At 59.7% G+C, this 15,349-nt stretch carries 15 protein-coding genes; 5 read left to right on the forward strand and 10 right to left on the reverse strand.

The window, feature by feature from the left end:
• Nucleotides 1–10 precede the first annotated feature (10 nt).
• Both PBDP_RS25760 and idi read right to left on the reverse strand, forming a co-directional pair.
• The gene (locus PBDP_RS25760; RefSeq protein WP_212801483.1) at nucleotides 11–931 is read right to left on the reverse strand and encodes a polyprenyl synthetase family protein; all 921 of its coding nucleotides are present in this window, start codon (nucleotides 929–931) and stop codon (nucleotides 11–13) included.
• Between the two features lie 11 nt (nucleotides 932–942).
• The gene (gene idi, locus PBDP_RS25765; RefSeq protein WP_109756238.1) at nucleotides 943–1,509 is read right to left on the reverse strand and encodes an isopentenyl-diphosphate Delta-isomerase; all 567 of its coding nucleotides are present in this window, start codon (nucleotides 1,507–1,509) and stop codon (nucleotides 943–945) included.
• A gap of 304 nt (nucleotides 1,510–1,813) precedes the next feature.
• Here idi and aroQ point away from each other — a divergent pair, with 304 nt between their 5' ends.
• Together aroQ and PBDP_RS25775 are read left to right on the forward strand one after the other, a co-directional pair.
• Nucleotides 1,814–2,254, forward strand: coding sequence for a type II 3-dehydroquinate dehydratase (gene aroQ / locus PBDP_RS25770; RefSeq protein WP_109756239.1), 441 nt, complete (start codon nucleotides 1,814–1,816; stop codon nucleotides 2,252–2,254).
• Nucleotides 2,255–2,259: 5 nt separating this feature from the next.
• Complete coding sequence (locus tag PBDP_RS25775) at nucleotides 2,260–3,111, forward strand: shikimate dehydrogenase (RefSeq protein WP_502936858.1); 852 nt, start codon at nucleotides 2,260–2,262, stop codon at nucleotides 3,109–3,111.
• Nucleotides 3,112–3,230: 119 nt separating this feature from the next.
• Here PBDP_RS25775 and PBDP_RS25780 read toward each other — a convergent pair whose 3' ends face one another.
• A complete protein-coding gene (locus PBDP_RS25780; protein ID WP_116833506.1) occupies nucleotides 3,231–3,908 on the reverse strand; it encodes a TetR/AcrR family transcriptional regulator in 678 nt (225 codons plus the stop codon).
• A 103-nt stretch (nucleotides 3,909–4,011) separates the two neighbouring features.
• The gene (gene quiC / locus PBDP_RS25785; protein WP_109756242.1) at nucleotides 4,012–5,913 is read right to left on the reverse strand and encodes a 3-dehydroshikimate dehydratase QuiC; all 1,902 of its coding nucleotides are present in this window, start codon (nucleotides 5,911–5,913) and stop codon (nucleotides 4,012–4,014) included.
• 270 nt (nucleotides 5,914–6,183) lie between these two features.
• Here quiC and PBDP_RS25790 point away from each other — a divergent pair, with 270 nt between their 5' ends.
• A complete protein-coding gene (locus PBDP_RS25790) occupies nucleotides 6,184–7,521 on the forward strand; it encodes an MFS transporter (RefSeq protein WP_109756243.1) in 1,338 nt (445 codons plus the stop codon).
• Nucleotides 7,522–7,698: 177 nt separating this feature from the next.
• Here the strand turns inward: PBDP_RS25790 and PBDP_RS25795 are convergent, their stop codons facing one another.
• From PBDP_RS25795 to PBDP_RS25810, 4 genes are all read right to left on the reverse strand, one after another.
• Nucleotides 7,699–8,733: a terpene synthase family protein gene (locus PBDP_RS25795; RefSeq protein ID WP_212801485.1), complete on the reverse strand. Its 1,035-nt coding sequence runs from the start codon at nucleotides 8,731–8,733 to the stop codon at nucleotides 7,699–7,701.
• Nucleotides 8,734–8,759: 26 nt separating this feature from the next.
• Entirely contained in the window at nucleotides 8,760–9,503 is a 744-nt protein-coding gene (uppS, locus tag PBDP_RS25800) for a polyprenyl diphosphate synthase (RefSeq protein ID WP_109756245.1), read from the reverse strand.
• Nucleotides 9,504–9,900: 397 nt separating this feature from the next.
• On the reverse strand, nucleotides 9,901–10,779 hold the full coding sequence (locus PBDP_RS25805) for a DMT family transporter (RefSeq protein WP_109756246.1): 879 nt from the start codon (nucleotides 10,777–10,779) through the stop codon (nucleotides 9,901–9,903).
• A gap of 54 nt (nucleotides 10,780–10,833) precedes the next feature.
• Nucleotides 10,834–11,610, reverse strand: a complete 777-nt coding sequence (locus PBDP_RS25810) for an IclR family transcriptional regulator (protein ID WP_212801486.1) — start codon at nucleotides 11,608–11,610, stop codon at nucleotides 10,834–10,836.
• Nucleotides 11,611–11,822: 212 nt separating this feature from the next.
• Here PBDP_RS25810 and ypfJ point away from each other — a divergent pair, with 212 nt between their 5' ends.
• Together ypfJ and PBDP_RS25820 are read left to right on the forward strand one after the other, a co-directional pair.
• Complete coding sequence (ypfJ, locus tag PBDP_RS25815) at nucleotides 11,823–12,710, forward strand: KPN_02809 family neutral zinc metallopeptidase (RefSeq protein ID WP_163856535.1); 888 nt, start codon at nucleotides 11,823–11,825, stop codon at nucleotides 12,708–12,710.
• Nucleotides 12,711–13,658, forward strand: a complete 948-nt coding sequence (locus tag PBDP_RS25820) for an alpha/beta hydrolase (protein WP_212801487.1) — start codon at nucleotides 12,711–12,713, stop codon at nucleotides 13,656–13,658.
• 144 nt (nucleotides 13,659–13,802) lie between these two features.
• Here PBDP_RS25820 and PBDP_RS25825 read toward each other — a convergent pair whose 3' ends face one another.
• Together PBDP_RS25825 and tesB are read right to left on the reverse strand one after the other, a co-directional pair.
• A complete protein-coding gene (locus PBDP_RS25825; RefSeq protein WP_212801488.1) occupies nucleotides 13,803–14,396 on the reverse strand; it encodes an HAD family hydrolase in 594 nt (197 codons plus the stop codon).
• Nucleotides 14,393–15,262 (reverse strand): acyl-CoA thioesterase II, encoded by an 870-nt coding sequence (gene tesB / locus PBDP_RS25830; protein WP_003185696.1) that lies wholly within the window; start codon nucleotides 15,260–15,262, stop codon nucleotides 14,393–14,395. Before tesB ends, PBDP_RS25825 begins: the two co-directional genes overlap by 4 nt.
• Between the last annotated feature and the right edge of the window lie 87 nt (nucleotides 15,263–15,349).

Below are 15,349 nucleotides of genomic sequence, written 5' to 3' on the forward strand. Positions count from 1 at the left end.
TTTTCCTGCCTCAGTGCAAGCGTTTGACGATCAAGTCAGCCAGCTCACGTAAATAGAACGCCCGGGCACCGAAGCAGGTCAAAGCGGCATGGGCTTGCTCGTTCAACTGCCAGGCCAGGCGGCGCGAGGGCTCCAGACCAAACACCGAGACATAGGTGGGTTTATGGTCTTGCGCATCCTTGCCGGCGGTTTTTCCCAGCGTTGCCGAGTCCTGGGTGGCATCGAGAATGTCATCGACGATCTGGAATGCCAGGCCTACAGCTGCCGCGTAGCGATCCAGCGCATCGAGATCCGCATCAACCGGCTCGGCACAGAGCGCGCCCATGCGTACCGCCGCACGGATCAGCGCCCCGGTCTTCATCCGGTGCATCAGATTCAGAGCCGGGATATCGATCACGGTGCCGAGGCTGTCCAGATCGAACATCTGTCCGCCACACAAGCCGTCCGGACCGGCCGCGCGGGCGAGCTCCTCCATCAACAAGACTTGCCGGGCGCAAGAGACCGGTGCGTGCCGCAAGGTCATGAATGCCTGCATCAACAATGCGCTGCCGGTCAGGATGGCAGTGGCCTCGTCGAATTGGATATGTACGCTGGGCCGGCCATGGCGCAGGCTATCGTCGTCCATGGCCGGCAAATCGTCATACACCAGGGAATTGACATGGACCATTTCCACCGCCGCGCCGACCGTGTCCAAAACCTGTCGATCCGCCCCAAGGGCGACGCCACTGGCCTGGCACAACAATGGGCGCAGCCGTTTTCCTCCACCCAGGACTGCGTAGCGCATGGCTTCATGCAGCCGGATGGGAGGCGTTGATACACACGGCAATTGAGCATCGAGTTGACGCTCGAGTCGATCCAGCACCGCCAGCCTCCAAAAGCCAAAGGCGAGCTGGGCACCCTCCGTCGCCAACGTGTCGTATGCGCTCTGCATGATGATGAGCCCTAAAGGGCCAGATGGCCGATTGAGGGAATATCGACAGACAGCGCTTGCCAGGCTCGGATACCCGCAAGGGTGTAGGTGTCGAAGATCTTGCGAAACCAGACCGTATATCTATCGGGCGCAGCGGCGATGCACCCGGGAATATCGGACAGCAGCACCCACTCCCAGGCCAGGGCTTCATCGGGATTGGCAATCGGTGAAGTATCGCAGGTCCCCACAAACAGATGGTCGAACTCATGCTCGACCAGATCGTCCGATACCTGTTCTCGATAGAGCAGCGACGCCACCTTCTTCAGCGGACAGCTCAGCCCCATCTCTTCGAACAAACGTCTTTGTGCGGCGGCGTGGATCTGTTCGCCCAGGCGTGGATGCCCGCAACAGGTATTGGTCCACAGGCCTTGGGAGTGATATTTGCCAAGGGCGCGTTGCTGCAACAGCAAACGGCCGTACTCGTCAAAGATAAAGATCGAGAACGCCCGATGTCGCAGGCCTTGTTGATGGATGAACAACTTGTGCGCACTACCGGTTTCGCAATCATCCTCATCCACCAGAATGAGTGTTTCTTCCACGGCTCGGACTCCATAAGGTCTTCACCACTGGACAGAACTGCAGACCAGAATGCGTAGGGAAATTCAGACTTTATTAAACAACGTCGTTTAACTCTAGCCCGTGTCCGGTTGGGCGCAAGCTTAAAAAGGCCTGTTGCCACGCCGTTCGTCTTATGGGCATCGACACTCCAACGTTCGATTACCGAACAGCTTTGTCGTAGCGTACTCATCGATCGAATTGACCAAATTAACCGACTGGTACATTTTATCTCCTGAAAAGCCAACGGCCATCCGTCGAGCTCACAATAACAATGGAGATATCCCGATGCCGCCTATCGTTCTGGTGCTCAACGGCCCGAACCTGAACCTGCTCGGCACCCGCGAGCCGGCAACTTATGGCCACGAAACCCTCGCCGACATCTCGGCACTGTGCGGCCGCGCCGCCGAAGAATTCGGCCTGGCGGTGGAGTTTCGCCAGACCAACCAGGAAAGCGAGTTGCTCGACTGGGTGCATGGCGCACGCGGCCGATGCGCCGGCATCGTCATCAACCCGGCAGCCTGGACCCACACCTCGGTGGCAATCCGCGACGCCCTGGTGGCGAGCGAAGTGCCGGTCATCGAAGTCCACCTGTCCAACGTCCACGCCCGGGAAACCTTTCGCCACCACTCCTTCGTCTCATCGGTCGCCATCGGCGTGATGTGCGGGTTTGGCAGCCATGGTTATCGCATGGCCCTGGAACATTTCAGTCAGCGTTTGAAGGGTTGATGAGCATGTCGAATATCACTGTGCTGGCCGGCCTGATCGGTGCGGGCATCCAGGCGTCTCGCACACCGGCGCTGCATGAGCGTGAAGGCGATGCCCAGGGCATGCGCTACCTCTATCGGCTGATCGACCTCGACGCGCTGAAACTCGACAGCGGCGCCCTGCCCGATTTGCTCAAGGCCGCCGAGCGCATGGACTTCACCGGCCTGAACATTACCTTTCCCTGCAAGCAGGCGATCATCCCATTGCTGGACGAACTGTCACCGGAGGCCCGGGGCATTGGCGCAGTGAATACCGTGGTGCTCAAGAATGGCAAACGCATTGGCCACAACACCGACTGCCTGGGGTTCGCCGAAGGTTTTCGGCGCGGCCTGGGAGATGTGGCGCGCCAGCGCGTGGTCCAGATGGGCGCCGGTGGCGCTGGCGCGGCGGTGGCCCATGCGCTACTGGCAGAAGGCGTGCAGACGCTGAGCATTTTTGACGTCGAAGTCAGCCGTGCCGAGGCCCTGGCTAATAACCTCAACCAACACTTCGGCGCAGGCCGCGCCCGGGCCGGGCATGACTTGGCCAGCGCCATGGCCGATGCCGACGGCATGGTGAACACCACGCCCATGGGCATGGCAAAACTACCGGGCATGCCGGTACCGGTCGAGCTGTTGCGGGGCGAGTTGTGGGTCGCGGAAATCGTCTACTTCCCACTGGAAACCGAACTGCTGCGCAACGCCCGTGCCCTCGGCTGCCGCACGCTGGACGGCGGCAACATGGCCGTGTTCCAAGCGGTGAAGGCGTTCGAACTGTTCAGCGGCGTGGCGCCGGATGCACAACGGATGCTGGCGCATTTCCAGAGCATGAATCATTAAGGTCTAGTGATACTCCCCTGTGGGAGCGAGCCTGCTCGCGATAGCGGTGGATCAGCCAGCATCGACTTGACTGGCATACCGCTATCGCGAGCAGGCTCGCTCCCACAAGGTTTCCAGAATCAGGCCTGCAAGTATCTCAACACCGACTCACAAACCATCCGCCGATGCCGCTGCTTGACCGCTTCATCCGACAGGTCGATCTGAAAGATCTCGCCGAACGTCTGGCGGTTGGACACACGGTAAAAGCAGAAAGAACTGATAAGCAAGTGCACGTCCAGGGGTTGGAGATCAGGACGGAATACGCCCTCTTCAGCACCGCGCCGCAGGATCACGCCCAGGGAATCGAGGATGGTATTGGTCATCGCCTTGATCGCGCCTGACTGCTTCACGTATTCGGCGTTGTGGATGTTCTCGATGCAGACAATGCGCACGAAATCCACATTACGGTCATGGTGGTCGAAGGTGAACTCCACCAGGCGCCGGATCGCGTCGACCGGGGCCAGCTCGGCCAGGTGCAGACGACTCTCGGTGGTGCGGATATCCCCGTAGAGTTTTTCCAGCACCTCGACGTACAACTGCTCCTTGCTGCCGAAGTAATAGTAGATCATGCGCTTGGAGGTGTGGATGCGCTCGGCGATGGCGTCGACCCGGGCGCCAGCCAGGCCTTGCTGGACGAACTCGACGATGGCTTCCTGAAGAATGTTCTCCCGGGTCTTCTCCGGGTTGTTCTTGCGACTCTTGCGCGGCGTGGCGACGGGTTCGTCGAGCGCTGCGGAAAGCTCTGGATTCATAGTCATTGCGGGGCTCACGGCCATCACTGCACAGGCTGGCGATTATGGGCCGCACCGTGCAGTGAAGGAAGCCACAGCATTGCCCTTTACCGCCGCATTTACGATTTCCCTACAACTTGGCGTGCCGCAAGCCACCGCTGCGGGACTTGGCCATGGCCGCCAGGCGCACCGCGACGTTGGCCGCGCCGTAACCGGCATAACCGTTCTTGCGCTGGATGATTTCAAAGAAAAACCGCCCCTCGAACGGCTCGGTGTAGACGTGAAACAGCTCGCCACCCTGGGCGTCGCGGTCGTACAGCACGTTGAAATACGCCAGCTCGCTGAGAAACTCATCATCGAAATCGAACCGCGCCGCCAGGTCGTCGTAGTAGTTGAGCGGGATGTCCAGCAACGGCACACCAGCTTCCTTGGCACGGCTGACCTGGGCGAAGATGTCGTCGCAGTCGAAAGCGATGTGATGCACGCCGGAGCCGCGATAACTCGACAGCGCGTGTGAGATCGCGGTATTGCGGTTCTCGGAAATGTTCAGCGGCAAGCGGATCGAACTGCAGCGGCTACGCAACGCACGGCTTTTTACCAGGCCATAAGGGTCGGGCAAGACGACTTCGTCATCGGCCTCGAAATCCAGCAGGCTCTTGTAGAACAGCACCCAACTGTCGAGGCTGTCGGCCGGCAGCGCCATCGCCATGTGATCGATGCGCTTGAGTCCGGCGCCAATCACGGCACCGGGCTGCAAGTTGAAATCGGTGCCGTAAACGTCGGCTTCCTGATCCACCAGGTAGATCAGGCTGCCGTCCGGGGCACGCACCGCCGCCAGTTCCAGTTCGTTGGGGCCCACCAACCCGCGATAAGGCTGACCCTTGTAGGCCACCGCCCGTTCCAGGGCACTGGCGCTGTTTTTCACCCGCACGGCAGTGGCGCACAACGATGGTCCATGAGCTTCGAAGAAGCTGTGGGCGAAGGAGTACGGCTCAGTGTTGAGGATCAGGTTGATATCGCCCTGGCGCAGCAGGCTCACATTCTTGGAGCGATGCTGACCGGCCTTGACGAAGCCCAGCCGCTCCAGCCAATGGGACAGTTTGGCGCCGAGGTTATCGTCCACAGCAAACTCGAGAAACTCGATGCCGTTGTATTCACTCGCCGGCGGTGTGGCGAAAAGGATATCGGCATTGCCGGTGGACGGCGCTTCTTCGGCCAGGCGCTGGCGGGTCTTTTCTTCCAGGTACAGCAGCGAGCGCAGACCGTCGGCGGCATTGGCCCGTGGCGGCGCGGCGCGGAAGCCGTCGTTGAAGATTTCCAGGGACAACGGCCCGGTGTAGCCGCTCTTGATGATCGGCGCCAGGAAGCCAGGCAAATCGAATTCACCCTGCCCGGGGAAGCAGCGGAAATGCCGACTCCACTCCAGCACATCCATCGCCAGGATCGGCGCGTCGGCCATTTGTACGAAGAAAATTTTCTCGCCGGGGATCTCGGCAATCGCACTCGGATCGCCCTTGAGGGACAAGGTGTGGAAGCTGTCGAGCAACACGCCGAGGCTGGGGTGATCGGCCTGGCGCACGATGTTCCAGACCTGTTGATACGTATTGACGTGCCGCCCCCAGGCCAGCGCTTCGTAACCGATACGCAAGCCACGCGCACCGGCGCGTTCGGCGAGCAAGCGCAGGTCATCGACCAGGATCTGTTCATCACCGACGCTGTCGGCCGAGGCGTTGCTGCACACCAGCACCAGATCGGTGCCCAGCTCCTGCATCAGGTCGAACTTGCGCTCGGCGCGCTCCAGGTTGCGCGCCAGGCGATCGCGGCGGCAGCCTTCGAAGTCACGAAACGGTTGGAACAAGGTGATGGCAATGCCCAGATCGGCGCACATCTGCCTGATTTCCCGAGGGCTGCCATCGTAATAGAGAAGGTCGTTCTCGAAGATTTCCACCCCGTCAAAACCGGCGGCGGCAATGGCTTCGAGTTTTTCCGGCAAGGTACCGCTCAAGGACACGGTGGCAATGGAACGCTGCATGACTTCGGCTCCCGGGACAGGCATCGGCTACAAAAGGTGCGCCGCTTTTTAAAGAGTCAGCCGATTATTGAGCTGCCGGTTTCTTTCAGCAATTTAATATGTACCATCCAGTTAGTTTTTTGGGCGATTATCGAACAAAATGCCGATTGCCGAATTGACGATTTTTTGCTCACTGCGCACCATCGCTCCCACATTGACGCAGGCCCTGGCCGCCGGCATCAATGGACAGACCCAGACCAACCATAAGAATTTCAAAAACGGGTACCCGCTATGATTCCTTCCCAAAGCTCCCGCCTGGCCCCCGGCCTGGGTGTCTCGACCAGTGGCATCGGTGACAAGATCCGCGGCGCCATGGCCGTAGGCAAGACCCGTTGGGGCATGCTCGCCCTGGTGTTTTTTGCCACCACCCTGAACTACATCGACCGCGCCGCCCTGGGCGTGATGCAGCCGATCCTTGCCAAGGAAATGAGCTGGACGGCGATGGATTACGCCAACATCAACTTCTGGTTCCAGGTCGGTTATGCCGTCGGCTTCGTGTTGCAAGGGCGGCTGATCGACCGGATCGGCGTCAAGCGCGTGTTCTTCTGCGCCGTGCTGCTCTGGAGCCTGGCGACCGGCGCCCATGGCCTGGCCACCTCGGCGGTGGGCTTCATGGTCTGCCGCTTTATCCTGGGCCTGACCGAAGCTGCCAACTACCCGGCCTGCGTGAAGACCACGCGGCTGTGGTTCCCGGCCGGTGAACGGGCGGTGGCCACTGGCATTTTCAACGCCGGGACCAACGTCGGCGCGATGTTCACCCCGATGTTGCTGCCGCTGGTCCTGCACGTATGGGGCTGGCAGGCCGCGTTCCTGTGCATGGCCGCGCTGGGCGGGATCTGGCTGCTGTTCTGGGGCCTGAAATACTTCAACCCGGAAGATCATCCCCGCGTCAAACAGTCGGAACTGGACTACATCCAGGCCCAGGACGAACCGGACCAGGTCCGCGTGCCGTTCTCCCGGATCCTGCGCATGCGGGGCACCTGGGCCTTCGCCCTGGCCTACTCGATCACCGCACCGGTGTTCTGGTTCTACCTGTATTGGCTGCCGCCGTTCCTGAACCAGCAATACAACCTGGGCATCAACGTGACCCAGATGGGCATCCCGTTGATCATCATCTACCTCACCGCCGACTTCGGCAGCGTGGGCGGCGGCATCCTGTCTTCGTTCCTGATCGGTCGCGGCCTCAATCCGATCAAGGCGCGACTGGTGTCCATGCTGCTGTTCGCCTGCTGCATCATCGGCGTGATCATGGCGGCCGGCGCAAGCAACCTGTGGATGGCGGTGTTTGCCATTTCCCTGGCCATCGGCGCGCACCAGGCCTGGACTGCCAACATCTGGAGCCTGGTGATGGACTACACGCCCAAGCACATGATGAGCACGGTGTTCGGCTTCGGCGGCATGTGCGCGGCCATCGGCGGGATGTTCATGACCCAACTGGTGGGCCACATCCTGACGATCACCAATAACAACTACACCGTGCTGTTCACGCTGATTCCGGCGATGTACTTCATTGCCCTGACCTGGCTGTACTTCATGGCGCCGCGCAAGGTGCCGACGCTGGAAAACTGATACCGGTCAGCCCAGAGTTATTCATCCCAATGTGGGAGCAAGGCTTGCCCGGGCAAGCCCTCTCCCACATTTGATAGATGGCGTTAGTGGCATTTGGTCATGGGGGTGCGCTGATTTTCCTGTTGACCGGTTTGCTAACCCGCGTACAGCTGCGACGGCGGAGGGTCTGGCGTTGCATCAAGTCATATCCAGCCCAGTGAAGTAATGTTCGAGTCGATAACGTGGCGAATGACGTGCCCAGTCGTAATGCCCTCTCATTTTCGACCGCATTGCCGCCAGGAAGCGCAGCAACTGAGGGCTAGCACCGTGGCGCGCGGCGGCCTCCAGGGTGAGGTACTGTTCAATCAATTGATTATGCAATTGTGCTGTTCTCTCCAGCGCTTCCTGCGCCCGCGCGCCCTCATGCTCGATGAGCACTGCAGGAAAGTTGAGGGCTATTACCCGCGGTTCATCTCGCTCTTTGGGAAACGAAAAAATATCATTGCACAGCGCAGTAATGAGGGTAACGAGCGCGTTGAGTTCGCGAATGTCAATTCGGTGATACTCCATTGGAGGCACTTCGTAGCCTGCTGCGACGTCTTGTAAAGCCAGGCCGAAAGGCGTTGCAGTCGTGAAGCGTCTTCCCACGAGATATTCCGTTGCACTTGGTGTGCAGCGGAGCGAATGCCAACCGGCCTCCCATATCAATCCAAAAAAATAATAGGTCGCTGCCTCAACGCATCGCATGTATTGGGGCGGCGAGCAGCACGCTTCCATCCTTTGCCAAATATTCGCGGTTGCCGATCCAAGCGCCTGGCAAAGGTGAACTTGCTCAATGGTGCAATTTTCGATTATCAGCGCGCCGAGCGCGTCATGCTGGGTTGAACTCGAGCGATCCATAATCTCCCGTACCCATAGAAAAAATCGGCTCAGATGAGCAGGACTTTGGCCAAACATACCGGTATCTCCAACCATGTCATCCAGCGCAAATAACCAGCCGAAAATATCGGTTATCAACTGCAATCCGTCATCGGTCGCAGTTGGGTATTCACGGCTGGTGAATTCGCCAAAACGACCGAATTGAATGGCACGCGCGAGGTCCGGGTCCGCCAGCAACCCAAATCCCACCATCCAGCGAACCATGCCGTCTTCCACCTGGCTCGATCGGGAATGAATCTCTGCGACGAAGGGGTAGTTCAATCGCGGGAGCATCAGCTTGTTCATCGTATTCATGACAAGTACGCCTGAAAACAGTGAGTTTATGCGCCAAACCGTCGCTGTCTTTGCAGATAGCTATTGATGGCTGCATCAAAGTCGTCCTTACCGAACTCTGGCCAGCAAACGGACGAAAAATGAAATTCAGAATACGTACTCTGCCAAGGCATGAACCCTGATAGGCGATGTTCACCAGATGTGCGAATGATCAGGTCAGGGTCTGGCTTTCCAGCGCTGTAAAGGTGAGTGTTTATATCTTCTAGACTCAAGGTCTCGGCCAACTGCGCAAGCGATCCAGCAGCCATACTCTCGAGCAAGATACTCTTGAACGCGGAGACAATTTCATCTCGACCATTGTATGCAATAGCGATGTCTACATACATTCCGCTTCCAATCCGCGCAGTGCCCTGTGCCTTTTCGATGGCTTGAATAACTGAGGTAGGCAATTTACAAAGCTGACCGACGAAGCTCAGGCGCCAGCGGCCAATAGCAGCCAACGCATGAATTACATCGACAATCACACCCAGCAACGCGGCAACCTCTTTCGGGTCACGCTTGAGATTTTCCAATGATAGGGGCCATAGAGTAACTCGGGGTATACGGCAAGCATCGCACCAGTTAAGAAGCTCAACAACGGTCCTCCCTCCCTGACGATACCCTTCGACCACTGGCAAAGCGCGTCTCTCTGCCCAGCGCCGATTACCATCCAGGATCACAGCGAGATGCTGTAAAGGAGGATGGCTGTAGTTCGATAACTCACTAGACGCCGCAGCATGATTTCCGAACATGAATGATGCTCTCTTTGGATCCCCTAGGTAAACGGCCGGATTAGATTACCCAACTAGGAAACTAGCCCTGTCGCCGAATGGTGTGGGTTGAAAGCAACTCTGACCACTGTAGAAAATAACAGTTTTTTATAAAACTTTTTCAAGAAACACAACTGACTTATATCAAAATAATATTTCCGGCATAACATTAGTAATGCAGCGACCCGTTAGAGCTTTTCGTATCCACCTCAATCACCAAACAATCTAAAACTGTAATCACCAACTAATGAGTGACACTTGGCACTTATAAATTAATCATTGGATATCTGCACCCTGGACAAAAAACGCCCGGATATCATTTTAACTCCAACGTAAGTTACCTATCACAGAAATCACAATCGATCCCCCACAGTCCGCGTTAGCTCCGCCGCTGTTGCCACGCCGCCGCCAGCCCACTCAAGCAAATCAGAGCGATACCCACCACCGTGGTCAGCGTCGGCGTGTGGTTGAACAGCAACCAGCCCAGCAACCCGGCAAACACGATCTGGCAGTACCCGAACGGCGCGAGCAGCGCCGGGGCGGCAAAGCGGAAGGCCTGGGTCAGCATCAGGTGCGCCGTCATCCCGCAAGCCCCCAGCGCCAGCATCATCGCCCCGTGCAACAGGCTCGGCACCTGCCAGAAGAACGGCACCAGTGCGCTCATCACCAAGGTGTTGCACAGGCCGGCGAAGAAGTTGCTGGTGGTCGGGCTGTCGATCTCACTGAGCTTGCGCGTGAGCAACTGGTAGAAGCAGAAAAACAGCGCCGAACAGAACGGCAACAACACCGCCGGCGTAAACAGATCCCCGCCCGGATGGACGATGATCAACACCCCGATAAAACCGAAGATCACCGCGATCCATTGGCCACGCGTCACATGCTCGCCCAACAATGGCACCGACAGCGCGGTGACCAGCACCGGGGCCAGGAAGTTGACCGCGGTCGCCTCGGCCAACGGGATATACATCAGGGCCGTGGTGAAGAACAGGCTGGTCCCCAGCAGGCATAGGGCCCGGGCCAGTTGCCACAGAGGACGCTTGGTCCGCAGGACCCGCAGCCCCGAGCGCGGCAGGAAAATACCTGCCATCAGTAACGTATGCACCACGTATCGGGCCCACACCACCATGATGATCGGATAGAAACCCGAGAGATACTTCGACAGGGCGTCATGGCTGGAGAACAGGAACGTCGCACAGAGAATAAGCAGGATGCCCTTGAAGGCCTGATTGACGCCGGAAAGCGGGGTGCTGACGGTCATGTAGGAATCCTGCGTTACGTGTGTAGGGAAGAACCAATATCTGCGACCGTGGATTCAGCTGAACAACTCCGAGGCCTGGCTGGCTTGCGACAACTCCTCCGCAAATACCAGCAAGGTCGGTGCCAGCTCATGCAGGCGTGCCCGTGTCATCCGAGCGCTGGGCCCGGCAACACTCAGCACACCCATGACCCGGCCATCCAATGGATGACGGACCACAGCGGCAATGGCCGACGTGCCGATCGCCGAGCTTTCCTCGACACAGGCATAACCTTGCTCACGAGCCTGGTGCAGGTACTGGAGCAGTTCAGCCTTGCTGCGTGGCGCGTTCGGCCCGGCGTCCGCCGGCATTTGCACGGCCTGGCGCGCCACCATCGCCAACGCCTCGGCATCACTCATGCACGCCAGCCAGGCATGGCCCGACGCGGTATAGAACAACGGCGTCTCACGCCCCATGTCCGGGTCGTAGCGCAAGCCGGAACGGGCCCCCTGAGACTTGGCGATCCAGGTCTGGCACTCCCCTTCGATGACACCCAGGCGCACCAGTTCACCCGTTTCCCGTGCCAGGCGATCGAGCACTGGCTGCACGATGTCGGCACCGCTTCGCGACAGATAGCGAAAACCCATGGCAACCAGGCGGGTCGACAAGTGATAACGCAGGTTCTCGGGATTCTGGCGCACATAGCCCAGGCGCATCAGTTCGGCGAGCAAACGATGGGTGGCACTCTTGGGGATCTGCAACTGTTCGGCCAAGCCGAGCAGCGGCCACCCGCGAGGATCGCTGGCGAGGCTTTCCAGCACATTGAAAACCCGTTCGATTTGACTGCCGGCCATGAGAAATCCAGATGTAATGTTCGCAAGTTCCAGAATATGCAAAGTGTAATTCAAATTCTGGAACCGGTGAGCCATTCATTCATGCCCTGATGAACCAAACCCCGCGATGATTGCCTGAAAGCTCAGGCGTCACGCGCATCCTGACGCCCCAAAAGCTAGACTCACCGCAACGGCAGTACAGTGACACTCCGGTCAATCAGAGGAACGCCCACATGTTATGGAAAAAAGGTCGCCGCAGTGACAACGTGGTGGACGCTCGCGGTGACGGTGGGGGCGGTGGCGGGATGCGCTTCGGCGGCGGCAAGGGCTTGAGCCTGACGGCCATCATTCTGATCGTCGGCATTGGCTGGATCACCGGCCAGGATCCGATGCAGATTCTCGGACAACTGGCCGGGCAGATGGACCAGACCTCTGCGCCCACCTCCTCACAAACCCGCCAGGCGCCACCGGCCAACGATGAACAGGCCGAATTCGTGCGCTCGATCCTCGGCGACACCGAAGACACCTGGGGCCAGGTCTTCCAGCAAGCCGGACGCCAATACCAACAACCGAAACTGGTGTTGTTCAGCGGTCGGGTCAACTCGGCCTGCGGTCTCGCCTCTTCGGCGACCGGTCCGTTCTATTGCCCGGCCGATCGCCAGGTTTACCTGGACATGAGCTTCTTCAAGGAAATGTCCCAACGCTTCGCTGCCGCCGGGGACTTCGCCCAGGCCTACGTCATCGCCCACGAAGTCGGACACCATGTGCAGACCCTGCTCGGCGTGTCGGCGAAAATCCAGGAAGCCCGACAACAAGGTCGGCAGATGGAAGGTGATGGAGGCTTATTGGTACGTCAGGAGTTGCAAGCCGACTGCCTGGCCGGCGTGTGGGCCAACCATGCGCAAAAACGCCTGAACTGGCTGGAGCCGGGGGACATCGAGGAGGCCTTGAACGCCGCCAATGCCATCGGTGATGACCGCTTGCAGCAACAAGGCCAGGGCCGCGTGGTACCGGACTCCTTCACCCATGGCACTTCGGCACAACGAGTGCGCTGGTTCAAGACCGGCTTCGCCCAGGGCCAGGTCAGCCAGTGCGACACGTTCGCGGCGAAAACCCTGTAGATGAAGTGGGGAGCATTGATCGGGCTGGTGCTGTGCTGCGCCGTGGTCCAGGCCGAGGAACACAGCGTCAAGGTGGTCGCCCAAGGGCGCCTGCAACTCAAAGGCGGCGCCATGGCCGTCGCCGTGAGCCCGCCCCCGGCGTCTATCCAGCGTGTGCTGATCATCCTCCACGGTCGGCTGCGCAATGCCGACACCTATCTGCACAGCGCCGAAAAGGCTGCCGGGCAGGCCGGGCAACTGGGCACCACCCTGATCATCGCCCCGCAGTTCCTCAATGAGCAGGACGTGGCTCGCCACACGCTACCCAATGACGTCCTGCGCTGGCACGGCAACGACTGGATGGCCGGAGGCCTGTCCACAGGGCCCAATCCGGTCAGTTCCTACCAGGTTCTGGACGACATCGTTGCGCGCGTCAGTGACCGGCAGCAGTTTCCCGAAGTGAAAGAAATCGTCATCGCCGGCCATTCCGGCGGCGCCCAGGTCGTGCAGCGCTATGCCCTGCTCGCCCACGGTCAATATCGGATAGAGCCACGCTTTGTCATCGCCAACCCGTCGTCCTATGCCTACTTCGATGCCCAACGCCCCATGGCTTTCGACCCTGCCAGTTGCCCTGGCTTCAACCACTGGAAATATGGCCTGCAGAACTTGCCCGCCTACGCGGCGGGGCAAATGCCCGCGCAACTGGAAGATAACTACGTCAAGCGCGACATCGTTTATCTGCTCGGGCAACTGGACGTCGACCCGGAGCATCCGGCGCTGGATAAGGGCTGCGAAGCGCAGACCCAGGGGCCGTATCGGTTACTGCGCGGGCATTTCTTTTTCGACTACCTGACCCGGCGTCATCCCGAGGGGTTGAACCAGCGGCTGATCGAAGTGCCGGGGGTGGGGCATAACGGGAATGGGATGCTGACTTCGCCTGAGGGGTTGAGGGTGTTGTTTGGTCAGTGAGTTTTTTAGCGAATGCCAGAACCTCATCGCGAGCAGGCTCGCTCCCACAGTAGATCTGGTGTGGACACAAATTCTGCGATCAACAGAAATCCCCTTGTGGGAGCGAGCCTGCTCGCGATAACGATCGATCAGACAATACAACCCTCAAGCCAAAAGCATCCGCCGCAACTCGACACAATCGCGCGCATGCCAATCCGTCAGCTCCGGCCATGGATTGTCCGGCAGGTTCACCAGCACCGTCCGCGCCCCAGCAGCACGCCCGCAGTCCAGGTCGAAACGGTAGTCACCGACCATCACCATCGTCTCAGGTGCCACGTTCCAGGCCTCGGCCAGTTTCAACAGGCCACCGGGATGAGGCTTGGGCGGTGCTTCGTCGCGGCCCAGCACATCTTCCACGGCGAAACAGTCCGCCAGGCCGATGGCTTCAAGGGTCACGTGGGCCAGCTCGCGGGCGTTGCGGGTCAGGATTCCCAAGCGAACGCCACGCGCCGCCAGTTCGCGCACCAACTCGACCGCCCCCAGTGCGGGCTTGGAGCCCAACGCCAGGTCCCGTTCGTGCTCCAGCAGCCAGGCATGCTTGGCCGCGGCTTCATCGGCCGGCAACGCCGCCAGGTGGGTGAGGATGTCATCTTCGGCCGGAATCGCCAGGGCCACGCGGATCGCCGCGAAATCATGCACGGCGATGGTCAGCGTGCCGTCCATGTCGAATACCCAGTGTCGAACGTCGGCCAGGCTCATGCCCAGTCCTTGCGATGGCGGATCAGGCCTTCCTGGGTCACCGAGGCCACCAGTTGCCCGGCGCGGTTGAACACGCTGCCCCGGGAGAACCCGCGGGAATTGCCGGCCCATGGACTGTCCATGGCGTAGAGCAGCCAATCATCGGCGCGCAGGTCGGCGTGGAACCACAGGGCGTGGTCGAGGCTGGCGACCTGCATATCCTTGTGCCACACCGATTTGCCGTGGGGCAGCAGCGAAGTGGTCAACAGGCCGAAGTCCGAGGCGTAGGCCAGCAGGTATTTGTGCAACGCTGGCGAATCGGCCAGGGCGCCATCGGCGCGGAACCACACGTACTTGATCGGATCGGCCGGTTGCGGGTTGTAAGGGTCTTTTTCGGTGACCGGGCGCACCTCGATCGGCTTGGGGCACAGCAGTTTTTCGCGCATGTGCTCAGGCAACAGGTGCGCGCGCTGCTGGGTCAGCTCCAACTCGGACGGCAGGTTCTCCGGCCCGACGACTTGCGGCATGCTGCTCTGGTGCTCAAAGCCCTGTTCGTCATACTGGAACGACGCACTGCAGGTGAAAATCGGGTTGCCCTTCTGGATCGCCGTCACCCGGCGGGTGCTGAAACTGCCGCCATCACGCACCCGGTCCACCTGGTAGACCACCGGCAGTGCGGCATCACCCGGACGCAGGAAATAACCGTGCATTGAGTGCACATGACGCGCCTCCTCCACGGTCTGGCTGGCCGCCGACAACGACTGACCCAGCACTTGGCCACCGAACAACTGACGGAACCCCAGATCCTGGCTGCGACCGCGAAACAGGTTTTCTTCGATCGGTTCCAGGGTCAGCAGGTCGACCAGATCTTCCAACACGTGGCTCATTCAGACTTTCCTCACACAGCGCAACACCGCGCAGTCTGCGCTGCGGCGGTGGATCGATTGTTGGCCCGGGCCATTGTGGCGGGCATT

The sequence above is a fragment of the Pseudomonas sp. St290 genome, from assembly GCF_018325805.1.
Lineage (GTDB): Bacteria > Pseudomonadota > Gammaproteobacteria > Pseudomonadales > Pseudomonadaceae > Aquipseudomonas > Aquipseudomonas bijieensis.

Excerpts from the sequence above, each read along its gene's own strand:
- PBDP_RS25825 (WP_212801488.1), bottom strand. The coding sequence starts at position 14,396 with ATGAGCCTGGCCGACGTTCGACACTGGGTATTCGACATGGACGGCACG.
- PBDP_RS25775 (WP_502936858.1), top strand. The coding sequence starts at position 2,260 with ATGTCGAATATCACTGTGCTGGCCGGCCTGATCGGTGCGGGCATCCAG.
- PBDP_RS25820 (WP_212801487.1), top strand. The coding sequence starts at position 12,711 with ATGAAGTGGGGAGCATTGATCGGGCTGGTGCTGTGCTGCGCCGTGGTC.
- PBDP_RS25760 (WP_212801483.1), bottom strand. The coding sequence starts at position 931 with ATGCAGAGCGCATACGACACGTTGGCGACGGAGGGTGCCCAGCTCGCC.
- PBDP_RS25780 (WP_116833506.1), bottom strand. The coding sequence starts at position 3,908 with ATGACTATGAATCCAGAGCTTTCCGCAGCGCTCGACGAACCCGTCGCC.
- tesB (WP_003185696.1), bottom strand. The coding sequence starts at position 15,262 with ATGAGCCACGTGTTGGAAGATCTGGTCGACCTGCTGACCCTGGAACCG.
- PBDP_RS25790 (WP_109756243.1), top strand. The coding sequence starts at position 6,184 with ATGATTCCTTCCCAAAGCTCCCGCCTGGCCCCCGGCCTGGGTGTCTCG.
- PBDP_RS25795 (WP_212801485.1), bottom strand. The coding sequence starts at position 8,733 with ATGAATACGATGAACAAGCTGATGCTCCCGCGATTGAACTACCCCTTC.
- quiC (WP_109756242.1), bottom strand. The coding sequence starts at position 5,913 with ATGCAGCGTTCCATTGCCACCGTGTCCTTGAGCGGTACCTTGCCGGAA.
- aroQ (WP_109756239.1), top strand. The coding sequence starts at position 1,814 with ATGCCGCCTATCGTTCTGGTGCTCAACGGCCCGAACCTGAACCTGCTC.
- PBDP_RS25805 (WP_109756246.1), bottom strand. The coding sequence starts at position 10,779 with ATGACCGTCAGCACCCCGCTTTCCGGCGTCAATCAGGCCTTCAAGGGC.
- ypfJ (WP_163856535.1), top strand. The coding sequence starts at position 11,823 with ATGTTATGGAAAAAAGGTCGCCGCAGTGACAACGTGGTGGACGCTCGC.
- PBDP_RS25810 (WP_212801486.1), bottom strand. The coding sequence starts at position 11,610 with ATGGCCGGCAGTCAAATCGAACGGGTTTTCAATGTGCTGGAAAGCCTC.
- uppS (WP_109756245.1), bottom strand. The coding sequence starts at position 9,503 with ATGTTCGGAAATCATGCTGCGGCGTCTAGTGAGTTATCGAACTACAGC.